The organism is Bacteroidia bacterium (genome assembly GCA_033391075.1).
Lineage (GTDB): Bacteria > Bacteroidota > Bacteroidia > J057 > J057 > JAWPMV01.
The window spans coordinates 1,304,984-1,328,652 of the sequence record JAWPMV010000001.1 but is presented as its reverse complement, the minus strand read 5'-3'; the positions used below and the strand labels follow the sequence as shown (position 1 = coordinate 1,328,652).

At 44.2% G+C, this 23,669-nt stretch carries 5 protein-coding genes; all 5 read left to right on the top strand.

The window, feature by feature from the left end:
- Positions 1-9 precede the first annotated feature (9 nt).
- The gene (locus R8P61_05225; GenBank protein MDW3646436.1) at positions 10-12,252 is read left to right on the top strand and encodes an FG-GAP-like repeat-containing protein; all 12,243 of its coding nucleotides are present in this window, start codon (positions 10-12) and stop codon (positions 12,250-12,252) included.
- Between the two features lie 207 nt (positions 12,253-12,459).
- Positions 12,460-20,244, top strand: a complete 7,785-nt coding sequence (locus R8P61_05220; GenBank protein ID MDW3646435.1) for a tail fiber domain-containing protein — start codon at positions 12,460-12,462, stop codon at positions 20,242-20,244.
- 3 nt (positions 20,245-20,247) lie between these two features.
- Positions 20,248-20,775 (top strand): T9SS type A sorting domain-containing protein, encoded by a 528-nt coding sequence (locus R8P61_05215; protein MDW3646434.1) that lies wholly within the window; start codon positions 20,248-20,250, stop codon positions 20,773-20,775.
- Between the two features lie 81 nt (positions 20,776-20,856).
- Positions 20,857-21,312, top strand: a complete 456-nt coding sequence (locus R8P61_05210; GenBank protein MDW3646433.1) for a hypothetical protein — start codon at positions 20,857-20,859, stop codon at positions 21,310-21,312.
- A 154-nt stretch (positions 21,313-21,466) separates the two neighbouring features.
- Positions 21,467-23,611 carry a S8/S53 family peptidase gene (locus R8P61_05205; protein ID MDW3646432.1) on the top strand — a complete coding sequence of 715 codons (2,145 nt, stop codon included), beginning with the start codon at positions 21,467-21,469 and terminating at the stop codon, positions 23,609-23,611.
- The last annotated feature ends 58 nt before the right edge of the window (positions 23,612-23,669 follow it).

The window sequence follows — 23,669 nt, the reverse complement described above, 5'->3', positions numbered from 1 at the left end:
ATACTACTTATGCAAATAAAAAATGCATTTCGCTCATATACTTGCTGCAACGGCCTATCTGCCGGAAAGCTTATTAGTTTTGGTTTTATAGCGATCCTCTGCTTTTCATCTTTAGAAGCAGGGGCTCAAGGTTTTGAAAACTCCACAAGCACCTGGGGAGCGCCAGACCTTTCGGAAGCCGAAGTTATTTTTGCCAATGTAGATAATGACGCCAGCAATATTCCGGAAATACTGACCGCCGGAAAAACCAATACCTCTCTTCCTTTCACGGATATTTTTAGAAAAGTCGGAAACTCTTATATCAGCAATGGGAGTAATATTCTTCAATTGCGCGATGTGAGTGCTGACTTTGGGGATTATGACAGAGATGGTGATTTGGATTTGGCCATATGTGGAGTAGATGGAAGTAATGTCCGTCATACCCTTATTTATAGAGGAAATGGACTAGCGACCGGAACATATGGAGGTACCGCCCCTATTAGTCTGAGCGGAGCAGGGGTTGATGGCGGCAGCATAAAATGGGGAGATTATGACAATGATGGAGATTTGGACCTCGCCATCATGGGAGAGACCCAATCTTCAGGTCTGATCGCCAGAGTATATGAAAACGACAATAATTCTTTTATCCAGGACCTTAGCGTCAACCTGACAGCCATGAAAGATGGCGAACTGGATTGGGGAGATTATGATGCTGATGGAGATTTGGACCTCATCATGACCGGTATGAATGGTCCTTCTAATAATACTCCTTCTACACGGATCTTCCAGAATGTAGGAAACGGAAATCTGATTTTCACTCCAGTAGCCAATCTTCAAAACCTCGGTGCAGGTAGTGTATCCTGGGGAGATTATGACAATGATGGAGATTTGGATATTCTCCTCGCAGGTGATGACGGGAGTAATCTTGTGACACAGGTTCTGCAAAATAAAGGCAATAGTGTTTTTGAGGCGATCTCTACCAGTTTTACGGGAATTAGAGATGGGGAAGCGATTTGGATGGATTATAATACAGACGGATGGTTGGATATAGTGCTGGCAGGAAAAAGTGGCAGTACCAATGCTGACAGAACCCTGGAACTCTATTTTAACACCCAAACAGGAAGCTTTAACCAGATAAGTGTTCCCGATTTTGAAGGAGTAGATGATGGTGCAGCGATAGCAATGGGCTATATAGATACTGATAAAAAGCCTGATTTGGCCGTATTGGGAAGAAAAACATTCCCGGCAGTATTTAGCCACAAACTCTACGACAATATTAATCCTACCAATAATACTACTCCTCTTCAGATTAGTTCTCCACCTGTTTTGACGCCCGCGGGCTCTTCCATCAATATTAGTTGGAATGCTCCTCCCGGAGCACCAGCGAATGAAATAGATGGATACAGTTACAATATATTTATTGGCACCAATGCCAATGATGATGACATAGAGGCTGCTCATGCAGATCCAAGCACAGGAATCAGGAGATATTTCCATCAGGGAAACATTCAGGGAACTAGCTGGACGATAAGTGGGCTACCTGCAGGAACTTACTTTGTGAGTGTCCAGGCAGTTGATCAGGATTTTGAAGGAGGACAATTCTCAGCCACGAATAGCATTAATTACACTCCTCCAAGCTCCCCTCCTACCGTTTTTGAAGACCGTTCTGCCATTGTCTTTCCAGCAAGTACCCAGGAAGGAGTAAGAGATGGTGATTTGGAATGGGGAGATTATGATGGGGATGGCGATCTTGACCTGCTCATTGTAGGAGGAAATGCACCGGGGCAAAATAATGGTGTGGTTCAGGTTTGGCAGAATATAGGTGGAAATAATTTCACACAGTCTCAGCTTGGTTTAAATGCCAATATGGATCTTTCGGATGCAGCCTGGGGAGATTATGATAATGATGGAGACCTTGACTTGCTCGTCAGTGGGCAAATTTCTTCTTTTGGAATTAGCCGCTTGTTTGAAAATATCGGCGGAACCCTGGTAGAGAATGTTACGCTCTCCGGACAAATTGCGGGAGTATATTCAGGGAGTGTTGACTGGGGAGATTATGATAATGACGGTGATATTGACATTCTATTAAGTGGCAGAGGCTTTAATGGTGCAACCTTTTTGGGACCTATTACCCGCCTATACAGAAATGATTATAATGTAGGAAGTGGAATCCGTAGCTTCACTTACGACTCCAATGCCTCATCCGATATTCTTCCTTCCGGCAACTTTGTGGGAGTTGAATTCGGCGAAGCACTTTTCGGAGACTTTAATAAAGATGGATGGCTGGATTTCTTCGTAACGGGAAGAGATATAGGGAAAGTGAGAGCCATGTACGAAAATAATGGAGATGGCACCTTCTCGGACTTCAGTTCCGGCATTAGCTCAATTACAGCTGTAGATCAGTCTTCCATTGCCTTTGGCGACATAAATAATGATGGATTCCTCGATCTTGCCGTAATGGGTAATGATGGCACACAACCTGTAGCCGAAGTCTATCAGTATGTTCCCCTTCCGCCCCCTTTTCCGTCTATCTACTCAACCGGAGGAAGTTTCCCACCGGATGCAAGATTAGAAAATGGAGACATCGAATTTGGAGACTATAATGATGATGGTTATTCAGACCTCATCGTTAGTGGGATCGATTTTAATGGAATCGCTCGTACCAAAGTCCTCTTAAATTCAGGTGATGGACTGGGGAATTTTACCGAAGACCTGAATGCCTCATCCAATCTGGCAGATGTGAGTGCAGGAAGTTCTATCGCCTGGGCAGATTATGACAATGACAAGAAGCTGGATGTAGCAATAGCTGGAGCGCTTAATGGTAGCTCTACCTATATTACCCGCCTTTACAGAAATAGAAATACGGATGCCAATAATATCCCGAATGCCCCGACCAATCTGGATCAGAGACTATCTGGTTTTGACGTTGAATTTTCCTGGGATCCACCGACCAATCATCCGGCAAATAGTGTAGGAGGTTTAACCTATTCCATTTTTGTTGATACCACCGGAGGAAGTGGTACCGTAGATGTCCGCTCTCCTAATTCTAACATAAATACTGGAATTCGCTCAGTTGTACATATGGGAGAAGCAGGTACCAATACCAGCTTTGTCCTGAAGAACCTCCGTCCAGGTTCTTATAATTGGAGCGTACAAACCATAGATCAGGATTTTGAAGGTTCCAGTTTTGCGCCTACAAAATCCTTTGTTTATGAGCTTCCTACTTTTATAAATCGGACAGATAGCCTGTTTACCAGTATCCCACCCGTTTTGCTGGACGAAGCAAATATTGCCTGGGGAGATTATACCGGTGATGGCAATCTCGATCTGGTTGTTTGTGGAACAGATGATAATGGAAATCCAGCGACCAATCTCTATGAATTTGACAATGGATTCTTTGTTGATGGAGGGGCCAATAGTGATGCCCTTATTGATGTCAAAAATGGAAGCGTAGATTGGGGAGATTATGATAATGATGGAGACCTCGACCTCCTGATTACAGGAAACGATGGTTCCACTCCTATCACCAGAATATTTAACAATATCGGAGGGGGATTTACCTCTGTTGATACCCTGCAATTTCTCGGAGTACAACACAGTGCCGCAGAATTTGCAGACCATAATAATGACGGAAGGCTAGACTTCATCGTTTCGGGCGAACGTTCAAATGGAGGGCCGGTAACCCGCATATATACACAAGACAGTCAAGGTAACTTCAACCCTTCCAACATTGGAAATGGGATTGAACATGCTTCTCTCGATTGGGGAGATTATAATAATGATGGATATCTCGATTTTATAATCAGTGGGGAAACGATAGGAGGCGCCGGATCAGGATTCCTCTATGAAAACAATCAGAATGGAGGATGGATATCAGGAAGCGGAGGGCTGGCACCTGTCGTTACGGGTGATCTGGAATTTGCTGATTTTGATGCAGATGGTTTTCTGGATATTGTCCAGATAGGCGCTTTATCAGGAGGAACAAGACTGACCCGTATCCTGAAAAACAACCGAAACGGAACCTTTACACCGACCTCAAGTATTGTTGAAGCAGTCAGCGATGGTAGCATCGTAATGGGAGACTACAACAATGATGGTTATAAGGATATCATGGTAGTAGGCCAAAATGGAGGTACTACTGCAAAAAGTGCAAAATTGTATCGCTATAATCCGGGTTCTCAAAACTTCGTTTTTGAAGACGTAGCTAGTAGTACCTTTGAAAATGTGGGAGCTTTGAGTGATGCTGCCTGGGGAGATTATGACAGTGATGGGAAATTGGATCTTGCGATAGTTGGAGAAAATGGAACGGGTCCAAGCTTCAATATTTACAGAAATATTGACCAGAATCCTGTTACCCAACCGGCCGCTCCTACCAATTTGCAAGACACTGTTATAGGCTTTGAGGTTCTCCTCAGTTGGCAAGCAGTCAACAATGTTCCTAACTCAAGAGGATTATCTTATAGCATTTATCTCGGCACAGCAAATAACTCCCAAAACAGTAGAGCAGCTCATTCAGAGCTGAATACCGGAAAAAGAAAACTGGTGAAAGTGGGCCAGGTAAACGATACCACCACTTTCCGCCTCAAAAACCTGACTCCCGGAAACTATTTCTGGTCGGTTCAGGCTATAGATGCCGATTTTGAAGGAGGGCCATTTACGGCAAATGCCCAAACGTTTATTTATTCCCCTCCCGTATTCAAAGATCAAACCGTTTCCCTCTTCGGGACCCAACCAGCAGGACTTGACAAAGGAGACCTTGCCTGGGGAGACTTTGACAATGATGGAGACAAAGACCTTCTCATCAGTGGAGAAAGGTCAGGTACAGGAATAAGCCAGGTACTGCAAAACATCAATGGAGGTAGTTTCATTAATTCCGGAATAAACCTTCCTAACCTGGTAGAATCTCATGTCCAATGGGTGGATGTAAATCAGGACAATAATCTTGACATCTTTATTAGTGGAAAGCAGGCTAATGGTTCTGGCTTAAGTAGAGTCTATCTTAGCAATGGATCTGGCGGCTTCCCAACAGTATGGGCTAGTCCAACTGGCGTATTTGATGGAGCAGCAGATTGGGCAGATTATGATAATGATGGAGACCTGGACCTCGTACTTATGGGTGAGGAAGGTTCTGGAAGTAGACATTTTGAAATTTATCGTAATGATGGCAATGGTCTTACCCCACAGATTATCGGACTGCCGGGCATAAGCTCAGGAGATGTAGCTTTTGTTGACGTGGACAGAGATGGCTATCACGATATCTTTGCAACAGGTACGGATGGAGCCATTAGGACGGTTTATTTCCTTAAAAATAATGGAAATGGTTCCTTCTCAGGTTTCACTACTTCTGTATTTGCGGCGATGGACCGAGCAGAGATAGACTGGGGAGATTATAACAATGACGGATTCCCTGATCTGATCATGTGTGGAAATAATGGCAGTGGCCCAACCTGTAGACTATACAAAAACAATGGAGCAGGTACTTTTGCTCCCGAGGCTGTTCTGATTGGAGCAGAAAATGGATCTGTGGTCTGGGGAGATTATGACAATGACGGATACCTCGATTTGGTAGTTGTTGGAACCGGAAGTTCGGCCAACGTAGCCAAAGTATTCAGATACGATAGTGTCGCTGAAACTTTTGTGTCCATGGACATTGGAGCCCTACCTCTACAACAAGTAGGTGATGGAGCTGCCCTTGCATGGGGAGACTACAATAATGATGGCAAATTGGATATGGCCCTCTTGGGGGAAAGCTTGAGTGGACAAAGCCTGAAAATTTATGAGAACATAGATACTTCCACTCCCTATCGATTGGATGCTCCAGTGAGCCTTATTGATACGGTTTTCGGAGATACGATAGTGCTTCAGTGGAATCAACCACCTGGATATACAGATATCGACGATGGTTTCACCTATAATTTCTACCTGGGTACGGCCCCTAATTCGACGCAGGTACAAAGCCCAATGGCTGATGTAACTTCTGCTTACCGCAAAGTTGCGACGATGGGTAACACAGGTAATAATAAAAGCTGGAGAGTTGTAGGACTTCCGGCCGGAACATATTATTGGAAAGTTCAGGCTGTAGATCAGGATTTTGAAGGAGGACTATGGACTACTGAAAGATCCTTTACCTATCAACCCCCAGCATTCAGAAATGAAAATGCTACCCGGATTACGGGTACTCCTCCAACGGGATACACAAATGGTGATATTGCCCTGGGAGATTATGATGGAGACAATGATCTCGACCTTATCATTTCCGGTTTGGACGAAAGTGGATTGGGATCCACAGCCATCCTGAAAAACAAAAATGGAGTATTCTCCTTTGATAATGGAGTTTCCAATCAATTCCTCAATGTATTCAATAGCGATACCGATTGGGCAGACTATGACAATGATGGAGACCTGGATGCTATCGTACTGGGAAATGTTGGTAATGGAAACCTGGCTACCCGTATTTATGATAACCTGGGAGCAGGTTCTTTCTCACTCAACATCAGACTTTCAGCTATCCTGGAAAATGTAGAGAATGGAGAGGCCGACTGGGCAGATTATGACCATGATGGCGACCTTGACCTCGCTTTGACAGGGGCAAATGCTTCTGGTGATCCTTTCTCGGCAATCTATGAGAATATCCGAGAACTGGATACCTTCATCGTAAATTCTAGTATCAATCTGGTTCAGGTAAACGAAAGTAGTATTGCCTGGGGAGACTTTAACCGGGACGGATATGCCGATCTTGCTATTGTCGGGAGAGAAGGAGGCGTTTTGCATGCAAAAGTTTACCGCAATAACGGACCTCTGGGAGGATTCACCGATATGGGAGCAGATGCACCCCTGGATGGTGTACAGCAAGGAAGTATTGATTGGATGGACTTCAATTCTGATGGCTATCAGGACCTTCTAATTACAGGAGAATCTACGGTCAATCAGGTAGTCCCCATTACCCGTGTTTACAGATACAATCCTGCCAATGGAGCCTTTGTTTCCACGGGACAAATATTTGATGGAGTAAAAAATGGAAAAGGCATTTGGGGAGATTACAATGACGATGGCTATGCCGACTTTATCGTCAGTGGCCAGGATGGCGTTTCTCAAGGAAATCGTACCACCTCTCTCTACACCAATGATGGAGCAGGTACCCTGACCTTTACCAAAGATGTTATTACCAGCAATTATCTTTTTGGTTCCAATGAAGGCTCAAGTCCTGTATTTGGAGATATAGATGGAGACCAAAAACTAGATCTCATTCTAACGGGTCAGTATGCAGATGCATCACCCCGAAGAGGATTTACTATATACAGAAACATAGACCCTAACCCCAATGTTACGCCGGATGCACCTGTTCTTTCTCCGGCTATCATTAGCTCAGACTCAGTTACTTTTACCTGGACACCGCCTGCTAATATCCCTGCAGCTTTATTGCCCGCACATTCTTATCAAATTCGCCTGAGGAATCCTGGAGGTACAACCTACTTCCTCTCCCCTATGGCGGATATGACTACAGGTTTGCGCGAAATCGCTGCAAATGGCGGACAAGGAAATCTCACCCAATGGAGCATCAGAGGATTAGCCGCAGGAACCTATGAGTGGGCCGTGCAGGCAATCGGACCGGATTTTGAAGGCTCTGGCTTTAGCTCTCCGGCTGATACCTTTGTGTATAGCCCACCTGTGTTTGTCAACATGAACCAATTGGTATTCCCGAATGGTATACCTGAAGGGTTGAAAAATAGTAGCCTGAATTGGGGAGATTTTGATAAAGATGGTGATTTGGACCTCTTGATTGCAGGAGAATCCGCTTCTGCGGCCTTTGGAACCTATTTGTATGAAAACCTCGACGGCAGAACCCTTCAATTAAATACCACTCTATCAAATAAACTCGCTGATATCCGAAACGGGACTGTAAAATGGGTGGACCTGGATGAGGATACCTGGCTGGACATTGCACTTTCAGGTCTGGGTGCCAGTGGTGCTATCAGCAGAATTTATACAAATGAAAACGGAGGAGATTTCACTGAAAATTCCTTCCCGGTCCTTCCTGACCTTAGTGATAGCCAAATGAATTTTGGAGATTATGACAATGATGGGGATCTGGATATCATGATTAGTGGAAATAATGGAACGGCAGATGAAATCAGGGTAATAAGAAATGATGGGGTGGATGGCTATAGTTCTCCCATCCCGGCAGTAGTTGTTCCCGCAAATGATAATGCTCAGGTCAGGTTTGTAGACGTAAATAATGACGGCTTCCTGGACATCCTTAGTGGGGGTGATGGAGGATTCCAGCTATTGTTAAATACCGGAAATGCTACTTATGGCTCAGCTAATACGCTTAGCTCAATTCCATCTCTTACTCAGCTAAGTTTTGATTGCGCCGATGTAGACAGAGATGGAAATACGGATCTTTTGATAAGCGGATACTCCGGCACGATTCCTTTTACCGATATCTTCCTGAATGATGGTAATGGAGCTTTCTCAGCCAGTACTGCCGGACTTACGGCTCTTGCAGGTGGTGAGGCAATTTTTGGAGATTATACCAACGATGATCGTGTAGATATCATTCTTTCGGGCGAAAATGCCAGCAATATCGGCCAAACCCTGGTGTTTAAACAAGCCACCAATGGCAATTATTCTCAAGATGCCAATGCAAGTGCAAATCTTGAAAACCTAATTACGGGAGATATTGCCTGGGGAGATTATGACAATGATGGGAAACTGGACCTTGCCCTGAGCGGTGAAGGCGTAGCCAATGCATTTACCATCTATAGAAATATTGATCGCACCCAGAATTCACCACTAGATCCACCAGAAATTCGAAACGAAGAAGTGGATGGTAGTAAAGTAAAACTGAGCTGGATAGCCCCAGATAATGCAGAAGGATACACCTACAATGTCTCTATTGGTATTACAGCAAACGATGAATTTGTAAAAGCAGGGATGGCAGAACTTTCATCCGGAAATCAGGGATGGAGAAGAGTTGTGGCGAAAGGAAATGTAGGTCAAAACCTGGAATGGAGAGTCGGAGGTCTGGTATCAGGTCGCCAATATACCTGGAGGGTACAGGCTATTCGTCCTGACTTTGAAGGATCAGAATGGGCCACAGGTGCCTTTACCTTCAATCCTCCTGGATTTGAAGAAGTCACCAACAATGTATTCCCCAATGGAGTACCCGGAGGTCTTTCCAATGGTGTTGTTGCCAGTGCGGATTACGACCAGGACGGAGACATAGATTTCCTCATGGTAGGAGAATCAGCAGGTGCAGGAAAAACAGACATCATCCGAAATGAATATAATTCCGGTACTGGAGGTAGATTCGTCAGAGACCCAGACGCTTCTCTTGACCTGAATGACATCCAAAATGCATCTGCCATTTGGGGCGATTATGACAATGATGGTGATGCCGACCTGATCATCAGTGGTATCGACAATGCCAACCCTGGTAATCATGTAGTATTTGTCTATAACAATGATGGCGGAAGGTTTACAGCAGATGCCAATGCAGTAAGTGACCTTGTTGCATTGAGTGATGGAGACATGGAAATGGCAGACTTTGACAATGACGGCGACCTCGACCTGATCATAAGTGGAAATGATGCCAATGGAGTTCCTCAAACAGACCTCTATGAAAATGAAGATGGGGTATTCGATCCCGTAAGTTCTCCTTTTGCAGACGTGAGAAATGGTAGCATCAAAGCTGCTGACTACGACCGTGATGGAGATATGGATGTACTGATTACAGGTGAATCTCTTTCTAATGGAGCTACCATTCAGCTATTCACCAATGATGGACCATTCAGTTTCAGCCTCTTCACAAACAGTTCTCTCGGAACTGCAAAAAACAGTGATGCAGACTGGGCAGATTTCAATAATGATGGCTACCTGGATGTATTGATCAGTGGAGATAACAGCGTCGGACCCAGCTTTGCTCCTATTACTGTAGGCTATAGCTATGATGCGGCAAATGACGTCTTCAATCCAATCAGCCTTGGTTCTGTTAGCATGACAAATGGAAATATCCTCTGGGGAGACTTCAACAATGATAACTGGCCGGATTTTGTAGTAAATGGACAGACAGGTATTAATCCTGCCGACAAAAGCAGTCTTCTATTCAGAAATGACGGCTTAGGTGGTTTTACCCAGGATTTGTTCAGCTCGCAAAACCTGAGGGATATGGCTCAGGGAAGTGCAGACTGGATTGACTATGATAATGATGGGCAACTGGACCTGATCATGACAGGCCTGGATGTAAATAATAACGAAGTCTTATCCATCTTCCATAATATTGATACAATAGCCAGTGTACAGCCACCCGTTCCTGATTCTCTGGAACATAGAGTAGTAGGCGCTACTTTGGTCCTTGAATGGGAAGCTCCTGCGGGATTTGACGCGGCAACGGTAGATGGCTTGAGTTACAATCTCTACTTTGGCCCAGCCAGTGATAAAGAACATATCCAATCTGCTCATGCGGACCTGACAAATGGGTATAGGAAAATCCATGTAAGAGGAAATACTCAGGGCAATTTCAATTGGCGAATCAATAATCTGCCGGATGGTACTTATGTATGGAGTGTACAAACCGTTGACCAGGGCTTTGAGGGTTCTGCTTTCGCTCCCGAAGAAACCCTCAACTTCAACAATCCTCAACCCCTCATCGTTCAGGAAGATTTTGCTGATTTTATCGATTGGGGAGGAAATGATGTGGAAAGTAGCATCATCATTGATGACTTGAATATTGTTGCAGAGGTAGCCATCTACTATAGAGGAATTTCTGATTCTTCAGCCTTTACCCGTATGGTACTGACTGCTCCAAGCAATCCTTATATTTTTGATATTAGTACGGATTTGGTAGACGAAATAGGAGTTGAATACTATTTCGAAGTACTAGGTACAACTGCAGGCTTTAATGCATATTCAGATACTGGGTACACCTATATCAACTATCCTTCCGGTATGCCTTATGAGTTTACTGATATGGCCTTTGGAAAGGATGTAACAGATTACAATATCATCTCTATTCCTTTGGTGTTGAGCAATAATGCCATTTCAGCGACCCTGGAAGAATTTGGAGAATACGACATCTTCAAATGGAGGTTCTGGCACTATCAGACAGGAGGAAGTGTGGAGTATACAGAAGGGCTGGACAATATTGAAACCGGTCTTGGTTACTGGTTGATTACGAAAGAAAGCCAAAGCTTCAATACGGGAGCCGGACATACTACCCAGGTTAAGAAATCAGATCCCTTCAGCATTACACTGAGTCCGGGATGGAATCAGATCGGTAATCCCTACGCATTCAACTTATCCTGGAACGATATACTCCAGGCCAACTTACCGGATGCGGATAAAATTCAGGGATCTCCATTGGGTTATTCTTCTGCTGGATATCAAGCTGTAACGACCGTAAGTGAATATAGAGGAGTCTTTGTCAGAGCAAATCAGACAATGAGCCTTAAGATTCCAGTGATCAAAAACAACAGCATCAACCGTACAGGTTTCCTATTCGAAGCTGACCTACCGTCTCCCAACATTCATTCTGCAGAATGGAAATTAGGGATACATATGAAAAGCGGAGGACTGACCTCTCGTTTGGCAGCCATCGGTATGAGTCCGGAGGCGAAAGAAGGCCTGGACAAAGAAGACTGGTATGTCGCCCCAAGACCGAGTCAGTATCTTGAACTGAACTTTAGTCGTGAGGCAGATAGCATCAAGAACTTTACCCGTGATATCGTACCGACTCAGAAGAACTTCATTTGGGAATTCTCAGTAAACAGCAATCTCGCTGATCCTTATGTAGAGCTTTCCTGGAACAATGAATCTTTTGGAACGAGTGGACTTCAACTGTATCTATTTGATGTAGAGAGACAGAAGTTTGTGGATATGGCCATGGTTAGTTCCTATCGTTCTCTGAGCGAAGAAAATACAAGAAAATTCAAAATCCTGTTTGGATCAGCCTCATTCATAGAAGAACAAATTCAGGCAGACAAAGTCTTCCTGGGATTGGCCTATCCAAATCCGGCAGTTAATGAAGTGCATTTGCCCTACAGCCTACCGGAAAATGGAAACTTCTTTGATATAAAAATGGAAGTACTTGATCAGAAAGGACAATTGGTTGCAGAATGGACAAAAGATAGCATTGAGGGGGGATTCCATGAAATAATTTGGGATGGAACTAACAATTCTGGCAGAAGATTGCCCGCTGGTTTGTATATTTATCGTCTGACTGTGTCAGAGTTTGGGAATCAAGATATACAGGTACAGAAACTGATCCTGAAATAGGTAGCTTAGTAGGCCTGACCTTTTTAGGATTAGGCTTCATTTATAAACGTTCATTCATGTGAGTAAATATGGTTATTCCGGCCCTTTGGGTCGGAACATAACTCACGTTTAAATAAAAGTAGATCCATTATACTGACTAACTACTTTATGCAAAAATTATCATCTAATCACTCCTACTCATTTGCTAACATCAAAAGCTTCAGGAATATGAATGCGAGAATTTTGCTGCTCACCTTCTGCTTCTTTGCACTCTTATTGGGCGATCTTAGTGCCCAGGTAGTACCACAGGGTATACCTTATCAAGCTGTTGCAAGGGACAACCAAACCCTGCTTACCAACCAAACTTTCAATGTGCGATTCAGCATATTGCAAGGAGGAAATGTGGTCTATCAGGAAATCCACACCGTACAGACCAATGAATATGGTCTTTTTACAGCTGTAATCGGTGGGGGACTTCCTAATCTTGGCCAATTTAACAACATTGATTGGGGTTCTCAGACTCACAACCTTCAGGTTGAGCTTGACAACGGACAGGGATTTGTAAACATGGGTACTACTCCTTTGGAAAGTGTCCCTTATAGTTTATATGCGGAAGAGGCGCAAAGCCTGGCCGGAGGTATCGGGAGCATTTCAGATGTTGTGGCGCCCGCGCCCAATGTAGGAGATGTATTGAAATGGGACGGAACTATGTGGATCTCAGTTCCAGATGGTGGCGGTGGTGGTTCCATCGCAGGTACCGGGATTACCATTTCCAATGATACCATATACAATAGCGGGGATGCAGATGCTTCGGATGATATCATCATCGGGACAGCTGCAGGAGGAGACCTTGGAGGAGCCTATCCCAATCCGGAAATCCTGAGTATTCAGGGGCGCTCTATTGCCAACCTCAATCCTGCTTCAGGTGATGTCCTGAAATGGACAGGTACAGAATGGAGACCTTCACCGGATAATGTAACTTCAGGTGGTGGAGTAAATGTTACTGCACGTCTTACAGGTGATGGCGGAATAGGAAATGAACTCGATATCGCCCAGCAAGGTGCCGGTATCGGTCAGGTACTCAAGTGGGATGGATTTAGTTGGTCTCCTGCTAATGATGATATAAATACGCAACAGCTTTCCATTGCTGGTACCATTTTAACCCTATCCAATGGTGGGGGCTCAGTAAACCTGCCATTTGTAAACTATATACCCGGACAAGGCATTAGCATAGTAGGAAGTGTAATCTCAAATACCGGAGACACAGACCCTAATGATGATATTACCGTAAATACCCTCGCATCAGGAGATGTTTCAGGCACCTATCCAACTTTAAGTGTAGTCAGACTTAGAGGAAATGGAATTTCGCTTACTCCTCCTGCCAATGGCGAGATTTTGAAATTCAATAATGGTCAGTGGGAACCCGCAGTTGATGAAACTACGGACCCGGATGCGGACCCAACCAATGAGATTCAAACCCTGAGCAGAACAGGTAATAGCCTCATCCTATCCAATGGAGGAGGAACGATTACGATTCCTACCTATTCTGCAGGTGTTGGGATTTCACTTTCTGGCACCTCTAATCCGGACATTACCCAAATCACCAATACCGGAGATACCAATCCTAATGATGATATAACTACCTCCAGCCTTGCAGGCGGAGATGCAAACGGGATATTCAGCAACCTAACAATCAATGCAATTCAGGGTAATCCCATTTCTACAGCCATCCCAAACACAGGAGAAGTCCTGTCATGGAATGGAAACCAGTGGACCCCAGGCACCAATGATGATGCTGACCCCAATCCAACAAACGAGATACAATTTCTAACCCTTAACGGAAGTGTCCTTTCTCTTTCAAATGGAGGAGGCACTGTTACTTTACCTGATCCGCCCGAATATACTGCGGGTGCCGGGATCTCCATTAACGGAACGGTAATTTCGAATACCGGTGACCTTGATGGACTGGATGATATCACCATTGGCTCTCTGGCTGGTGGCGACCTCACTGGAACTTATCCTAACCCGACCGTAGATAAAATTCAGGGCTTAAAAGTATCCAATACAACACCCGGATTCGGCCAAATCCTCAAATGGAATGGCTCACAATGGTCCCCAGAAGACGATGACGACGAAGATGACGACACCAATTCTACCAATGAGATTCAGGCACTTAGTCTGAGTGGTATAACGCTGGGAATTAGTGGAAGCAATACCGTAAACCTTCCTATTTATACTGCAGGAACAGGAATCTCCATGTCAGGTAGTGCACCAAACACTGTGATTAACAATACCGGAGATACCAATGCGCTGGATGATATTACCCAGGGATCTGCTGCTGGTGGAGACCTAGGAGGTACCTATCCAAATCCAAGCGTAACCCAAATTCAGGGATCACCGGTTTCTAATACTGCTCCAAATGCTGGACAGATTTTGAAATGGAATGGAACCCAATGGATTCCTTCTACAGATGATGATGTCGATGATGACTCTGATCCTGATAATGAAAACCAGGACTTGAGCATCGTAGGGAATACCCTCGGCATTTCTGCCGGTAATACAGTAAACCTGCCCATTTACTCTGCAGGTACAGGAATCTCTTTATCAGGAAGCGCCCCTAATACCATAATCAACAATACAGGGGATACCAATGGAGGAGACGACATCAATATCGGAACTCCTGCTACCGGAGATTTGGATGGAACCTATCCTTCTCCAACTGTAGCTGGAATTCAGGGTTCGCCTGTATCCAATACAGCTCCTACAACTGGTCAGATTCTGAAATGGAATGGTACACAATGGACCCCTTCTATAGATGATGACGTGGATGATGATTCCGATCCAGATAATGAGAATCAGGATCTGAGCATCACTGGAACAACTGTTTCTATTTCCGCAGGTAACTCTATCGACTTACCGATTTATTCTGCCGGAACAGGGATTACCCTAACAGGTAGCGCTCCAAATACAACTATTGTCAATACAGGAGATACGGATGCTTCTGATGATATCACTAGCGGTTCTGCCGCAGGTGGAGATTTGGGAGGAACTTATCCCAATCCGATTGTTACGCAGATTCAAGGCAATAGCGTAGCTAATAATGCTCCTACTGCAGGACAAATCCTAAAATGGAACGGTTCACAATGGGTACCTTCTATAGATGATGATATAGATGATGATGCAGATGTTACCAATGAAATTCAGAACCTGAGTATTACAGGTACTACGGTTTCTATTTCTTCTTCAAACTCAGTTGACCTACCGATTTATTCTGCTGGTACAGGTATTTCTCTTTCAGGAAGTGCACCTAATACTACCATCAATAATACGGGAGATACCGATGCTTCTGATGATATCACTACCGGTTCTACAGCAGGTGGAGATGTTGATGGTACCTTTGCAAATCTGAATGTGAACAGCATACAGGGATCTGCCATTTCTACAACTGCACCTACTTCAGGTCAGGTACTAAAATGGAATGGAACTTCCTGGGAACCTTCGAGTGATTTGGGAGTGGATGCTGACTCTGACCCAACCAATGAGTTCCAAACACTTTCCGTATCAGGAAGCGACCTTTCTATCACAGATGGAAATACCGTAAGCTTACCTGTATATACAGCAGGTACAGCCATTGATATAACTAACAATATTGTTACAAATACGGGGGATACAGATCCTTCGGATGACATTACGACTTCTTCTTCAGCAGGAGGAGATGTTGATGGGACATTTGGGAACCTGAATGTAAATAGTCTTCAGGGATCTCCTATTACGAATACGGCTCCTACCACTAGCGGTCAAATCCTTAAGTGGAATGGTACACAGTGGACCCTGGGTTCTGACGTAGGTGAAATCTACAGTGCAGGTACAGGCATCAACATTGCTGCAGGTAATATCATCGAAAACACAGGTGATACCAACCCAAGTGATGACCTTACGACCAGTAGTACAGCAGGAGGTGATGCAACCGGTCTATACTCTTCTTTGACCGTAACCGGTCTACAGGGCTCCTCAGTTTCAGCAACTGCTCCTTCTTCCGGACAAGTATTGAAATGGAATGGGACAGAGTGGGAACCCGGCCTTGACCAAGGAACCATATACACAGCAGGTACAGGGGTAAATATTACCGGTGCCAATGTAATCGAGAACACAGGAGATACAGATGCTTCTGATGATATCACCACAGCTACTGCCGCTGCAGGTGATGTAAGCGGGAACTTCCCAACCTTGAGTGTAACAGGTTTAAACGGAAATGCAGTAGCCAATACGGCTCCTGCTACGGGTGAAGTTCTTAAGTGGAACGGTACCCAATGGGCACCTGGAGCCGACGGGGGTAATACCTATACAGGAGGAACAGGAATTACAGTTACGGGAGCTAATGTAATCAACAATGATGGGGATACAGATGCTTCAGATGATATCACAACTTCAACAGCTGCTGCCGGAGATGTAAGCGGTACATTCCCTACCCTTACCGTAACAGCCTTAAATGGAAATGCAGTAGCCAACACAGCTCCTACCTCAGGTGAAGTTCTCAAGTGGAATGGAACTCAGTGGGAAGCCAGTGCAGATAATGATAATACCTATACTGCCGGAACGGGAATCTCCATTGCGAGCAATATAGTAAGCAATACAGGGGATACGGATGCTTCTGATGACATCACAACTTCAACTGCAGCGGCAGGGGATGTTGATGGCACCTTCCCTACCCTTACAGTTACGGGTCTGAATGGAAATGCTGTTGCCAATACAGCTCCTACATCGGGACAAGTTTTGAAGTGGAACGGGACCCAGTGGGCACCTTCAACTGATGACACCAATGACGCCGATAATGATGCTTCAAATGAGATTCAAACCCTAAGTATTTCCGGAACAACTATCAGTCTTTCAAATGGCGGTAGTTCTGTTGCTCTGCCGTACACCGGTGGAACTGGAATAACAGTTTCTGGAACGACTATCACGAACTCTGGTGATACAGATGCTTCTGATGATATTACGAATGGAAGTGCTGCAAATGGGGATTTGGATGGAACCTATCCTAATCCAACGGTAGATGGCCTTCAGGGTAATCCAGTTGCCTCCACAGCACCTACTACAGATCAGGTGTTGAAATGGAATGGTAGTCAGTGGGCTCCAGCCGCTGATGATACAGTAAATATCACTGCAGGCACAGGCCTGAGTTTCGCAGGTAGCACCCTGAATCTTGACAACACTTCTGTAACGGGTGGAACTTATGGTTCTGCAACTGCAGTACCGGCTTTCACTGTAGATGCTCAGGGTCGTTTGACAGGAGTAAGTGAAATTCCTATTACAGATAACAATACTACCTATACAGCAGGTACAGGACTTGACCTGACAGGTACAACCTTTAGCATTGAAAATACTTCTGTTTCCGCAGGTTCTTACGGATCTGATACAGAAGTGCCTGTTTTCACCGTAGATGCTCAGGGTAGAATTACAGGAGTAAGCAATACGACCATTTCTGGAAATGTGAACTATACCGCTGGACCCGGGATTGACATAGATGTAACTAATCAGATTACAAATACGGGTGATACAGATGCTTCTGATGATATCACTACCGCATCAACTGCTGGCGGTGATGTAACAGGAACCTTTTCTGCCCTAACTGTTACGAAAATCCAGGGAGAGAATGTCTCATCAGGAACTCCTTCTACCAATGATGTTCTGAAGTATGTTGGAGGAGTTTGGACTCCCTCTACAGATGCAAATACAGAATATACTGCTGGAACAGGCCTCAACCTGAGCGCAAGTGAGTTCAGTCTTGCCAATACAGCCGTTTCTGCCGGTAGTTATGGTTCTGCTACTCAGGTACCTGCTTTAACAGTAGATGCCCAGGGGAGAATCACAGCGGTAACCAATACCACCATTACCGATAATAATACGACCTATACTGCCGGTACAGGCATGGACCTTTCGGGTACTACTTTTAGCCTGGCAAACACTGCAGTTACAGCCGGAAGTTATGGATCCAATACAGAAGTTCCTGTTCTGACTGTAGATGCACAAGGACGTATAACAGGAGTTACCAATACGACTATCACCGATAATAATACCACCTATACCGCAGGTACAGGACTTGGTCTTGCTGGAACCACCTTTAACCTTGAGAATACAGGAGTTTCTGCAGGCAGCTACGGTTCAACAACAGAAGTACCTGTTTTCAGTGTTGATGCACAAGGTAGAATTAGCAGTGTTACCAATACCACCATAACAGATAATAATACTACTTATACTGCCGGTACAGGATTGGATCTTTCAGGAACCACCTTCAATCTGGCAAATACTGCCGTTTCTGCGGGTAGTTATGGTTCTGCAACAGAAGTTCCTGTCCTTTCTGTAGATGCACAAGGTCGTATCACAGGAGTTAGCAATACAACAATAACTGATAACAATACGACCTACACAGCAGGAACCGGAATGGATCTTTCCGGAACGACCTTCAACATGACCAATACAGGCGTTACTGCCAGTACCTATGGTTCTGCTACGGAGGTACCTGTCTTCACGGTAGATGCTCAGGGTAGAATCAGTAGTGTTACCAATACCACTGTTACTGATAATAATACAACCTATACTGCCGGTACTGCATTAAGCCTGGCAGGAACAGAATTTAACCTTGATAATACGGCTGTAACTGCGGGTTCTTATGGATCAGCAACTGAAATTCCTGTATTTACTGTGGATGCGCAGGGTAGAATCACAGGCGTAACCAATACAACTGTTTCAGGCGGCGGCGGTATTTACCTGGCAGGTACGGGTCTGACACTTACGGGTGGCAACACCTTCAACCTGGACAATACAGCTGTAACAGCAGGATCCTATGGTTCCGCTACAGAAGTTCCCGCATTTACCGTAGATGCTCAGGGACGTATTACAGGTGTTACCAATACCACAATTACTGATAATAATACTACCTATACGGCGGGAACGGGTCTTGACTTAACAGGAACCGAATTTAGCTTACCAACTTCAGGAGTTACAGCGAACACCTATGGTTCTGCTACAGAAGTTCCCGTATTGACAGTAGATGCCCAGGGAATTATTACCGGTGTTACCAATACCACCATTACTGATAATAACACAACTTATACTGCAGGAACAGGCTTGACTCTCTCAACAACTGAGTTCAACCTTGATAATACTGCTGTAACAGCAGGTTCGTATGGATCAGCTACACAGGTTCCCGCATTTACAGTAGATGCACAAGGACGTATTACAGGTGTTACCAATACCACTATTACCGATAATAATACGACCTATACCGCAGGTACAGGCATCAATATTACCGGCGGGAATGTGGTTGAGAATACAGGTGATACCAATGCTTCTGATGATATAACCACAGCTACAATTGGTGCAGGAGATGTAAGTGGTACTTTCCCGACGCTTACGGTTGATGGATTGCAAGGAACTGCGGTTTCAGCAAACGCACCTACATCCGGACAAGTATTGCATTATGACGGTACTGATTGGGAAGGAAAAGCACTAACAACCTCTGACCTGACCATAGATAGCAATATTATTCCAGATACCGATAATACCTATAGCCTGGGTAATGCCAGCTTTAAATTCACAGAAGTATTTGCTACTAATGGTACGATCAATACCTCTGACTTGAGAATGAAAGAAGACATTGAGGAAATAGGCTATGGATTGGAAGAGATTATGAAGCTGCGTCCGGTATCTTTCGCCTGGAAAAATCAGCAGGAAGGATCACGCAAATTAGGCCTGATTGCACAGGAAATTTTACCTGTGATCAATGAAGTTGTAAAAACTCACGGATCACGCGTTAATCCTGAAACCGGCGAAACCTTCCAGGAAGAGCTTGATGCATACGGAGTATTTTATTCTGACCTTATTCCTGTACTGATCAAAGGTATTCAGGAACAACAAGGGCAAATCTCCGAACAAAAAGCTAAATTGGATAAGCAACAAAGAATGATCGAGGAATTAGAGGCGCGTTTGAGCAAACTTGAAAATAAGCAATAAGTCATGTATAGAAATTTTCTAGTCATCCTAATCAGCATCAGTGGCCTGTGTATTCCACAGCTTCTTCATGCACAATTGAAACTCGACCGCTATGTCATTGCGGCCTCTGGAAATGATACGACTGTAGGTAGCCTAAATATCTCCTACACCGTGGGTGAATTGGCTGCTATTACAACCGTAACCAGCTTAAATGGTAGCCTCATTCTGACCCAGGGTTTTCAACAGCACGATGACATCCTGTTGGACATAGACGATGACCTCAAAATCATTTTAGACTATACAATTGCTCCTAACCCTTTTAAACGATATGTAAATATCCGATTGAGTACAGATCAACCTATCGAACTCGAGCTGGCGATTTATAATCTTCTGGGTCAGGAAACGCCAATACCCGTTCAGCGGCAAAAAGTCGCAGGTCTATGGGAAACCAAATTTGACCTCGAACGCGTACCGGAAGGCTATTATATGCTCGCCCTTAAAAATAAAGATGGCGCCATATTAAGAACCTTTAATATTCAAAAATTAGACTAAGGATAAAACGGGAGCGTTGTAGCTTACAACGCTCCCAATTTCTCATCCATTCCCTTCTAAAATATCGCTAAATCCTTCAACATGATCAGATCCCTCTTTTTTGTCCTTTGCCTTTCTATGGGATTTCAAAGCTTGTCGGCTCAAATCATCAAAGACAGCAGTAAATCTATTCGCCTGAATTTTGGCTTTCCGGAATTGCAGGTAGAGGACGATATTCAGTTTCAGGATCAAAATGACAATAATATCATTGATCCCGGTGAAGGAGGGTTGATTAGCTTCACAATCAAAAATGTAGGTAAGTATCCCGCCCTGAATGTAGCTGTATTCCCGAAGGAACTTAGTGGAGTTCCCGGTCTGGAGCTACCAGAAAAACAAGAAATTGGTGATTTAGCACCCGGAGAAAGCAAATTGGTTGAAGTGGGTCTTTTTGCAGAAGAAAGCTTACAAAAAGGTACTGCAAACTTCATTTTTGAAATCCACGAAAACGGGGAATACGAGAATATTTCAGTGGTTTACGCCTTGGATACTTCACAGTAAAGCACTAATTCGAAATCTCATAATTTTCACTTAAGAAATCTGATAGACAGTTAAAACAGCAATACTGTCCATTGGGAATAAAGCTATTCCCATATAGTAAGCTTTGACCTATCTTCGCATTAGTTTCTATCGTCGTAGGAAACACAATGTAGGTATGAAAAAGATTTACTTTCTCATTTTTTTGCTTCCCCTTCTGCTTCTTGATGTATCAGCTCAAGACAATTTCTACTATACTTTTGACAAGAAAAAGCCCTTGAAAATCAATTCAAGTTCTTTCTCGATTGTATTTAAACAGGCAGTCGCCTGGGAGAAGTTTGTAGTTAGCAATCATCCGGACCTAAAAGCAGTCCATGGGATAAAGAGTAGACCGAGTAAAAACGTCGTATTTGAACTCAATGGGAAAAGCGATAAAAGTCTTGAAGAGTGGGTGCAGGAGCTAATTCTCAACCCATCTTTTGTTAAAGATATGAGTTGGGGATTTAGCATAAATCCTCGTTTGGATGTTTGGCTTACAGACAAACTCCTTTACAATCCCTCCCCTAACTGGAATCAGAAAACCGTAGATGCAATTCTCCTTAAGTATCCTGAAGCCAGACTTCAGAAAAATGAATTGGGTTTATTTTCTATTCAGGTTGGCAAGCTTATCCACAGTATTGAACTGGGGAATGCCCTGGTTGAAGCTGGGATGGTAAATTGGGCCCAGCCTGACTTTATGGGCGGCTTGACGTTAAACCATCCGATGGATCCCAAGTTTGACAAACAATATTCATTCGAAAATACAGGCCAGTCAATAGATGGAGTAAGCGGAACAGCAGATATCGATATTAATGCACCGGAAGCATGGGATCTGAGTATGGGCAGCAGCTCGATTTTAGTTGGGATTCTGGATGAGGGGGTAGAAGATCATGAAGATTTGGAAGACGATGGAGGAAATACCCGACTACTATCCGGTTATGCTCCCGGAGGAGTGGGTACAGGCGAATCTCAATTACCATATGAAGGTCATGGCCAATCTGTAGCGGGTTTGATTGGCGCAAGTCATAATAATCTGGGAATTGCAGGTGTAGCGCCAAATAGTATGATGATTTCTGCCTATATCGAAGCTAATCCCGCAACTGTAGTTTCGGATGCAGTAAATGGTATGCAGTGGTTGTGGAAAGTTGCCCAGGTTGACATCATCAACAACTCTTATGGATTTAAATCCTGCGACCAAAACCTCTATCCCGCATTCGTAGACGTTATTGACTCTGCACAAATCAAGGGAAGAGATGGTAAGGGTTGTGTTGTGATTTATGCTTCGGGTGAAAATGATGTGGGTACCACTTGTATCAATTTCCCTGGAAATAGACCAAATGTAATTACTGTTGGAGCTGTGGATGGCAATGGAGATGTGCCTTTTTATTCTCCCTTTGGACCAGCTATGGATGTAGTAGTTCCCAGTGCAGGAAGCAACTCTAATGTGAGATCAATAGATCGCCAAGATACGGCAACGGTAGCCGCAAATCGCAAAGGACTCGACCTGGGTAATTATGTAGACTTTTTTGGTGGGACCTCAACCTCTTGTGCAGTTGCTTCCGGAGTAGCAGCCTTGATCCTCTCAGAAGATCCTAATCTGACTTGCCTGGATGTAGAAATCATCATGAATACAACAGCTATGAGTTTGGGTTCACCAGGATTCAATGACAGTACTGGAAATGGTCTTTTGCGTGCCGATGCAGCCGTAAGCCTTGCAATGGGTGGGTTTCCGGTCGAATGGCTTGACTTTAAAGCAGAACTGATAAATGATGTAGTAAGGCTCGAATGGATTACGGCAAGTGAGCAAAACAATGCACGTTTCGATATCCAAAGAAGCGTGGGAGGTGAATTTGTTGATCTGGGTTCCTTAGCGGGTGCAGGTTCAACTACCGAATTGAGCACCTACAATTATACAGACAGCGATCCTGTTCTTGGAACCAATTACTATCGAATCAAACAGGTTGATCAAAATGGGGCATTCAGCTACTCGGCTGTCATCGAACTTTCCAGAGATCGTGTCAATAGCCTGAGTATGACAAACGTTTATCCTAATCCTACGGTAGATCAGATCAATCTCGACTATGCCCTTCCAAGAGGTATTTCTGCGAATTATCAAATAGTAGATATTCAGGGAAGAGTGCTGGCACAGCATACTTTGGAGGCAGGAGAAGGAATCCGAAGTCTGGAACTTTCGGTAACTGAGCTGAGTCCAGGTATGTATACCCTTGTCATGAAAAGCAGCAAAGGAAATATTCGGAGTAAAAGATTCATAATCAGCCGATAAAGATATTTTTTAACGATAGGGAAGGTCTTTCTGCCAGGGGTAGAAAGACCTTTTTATT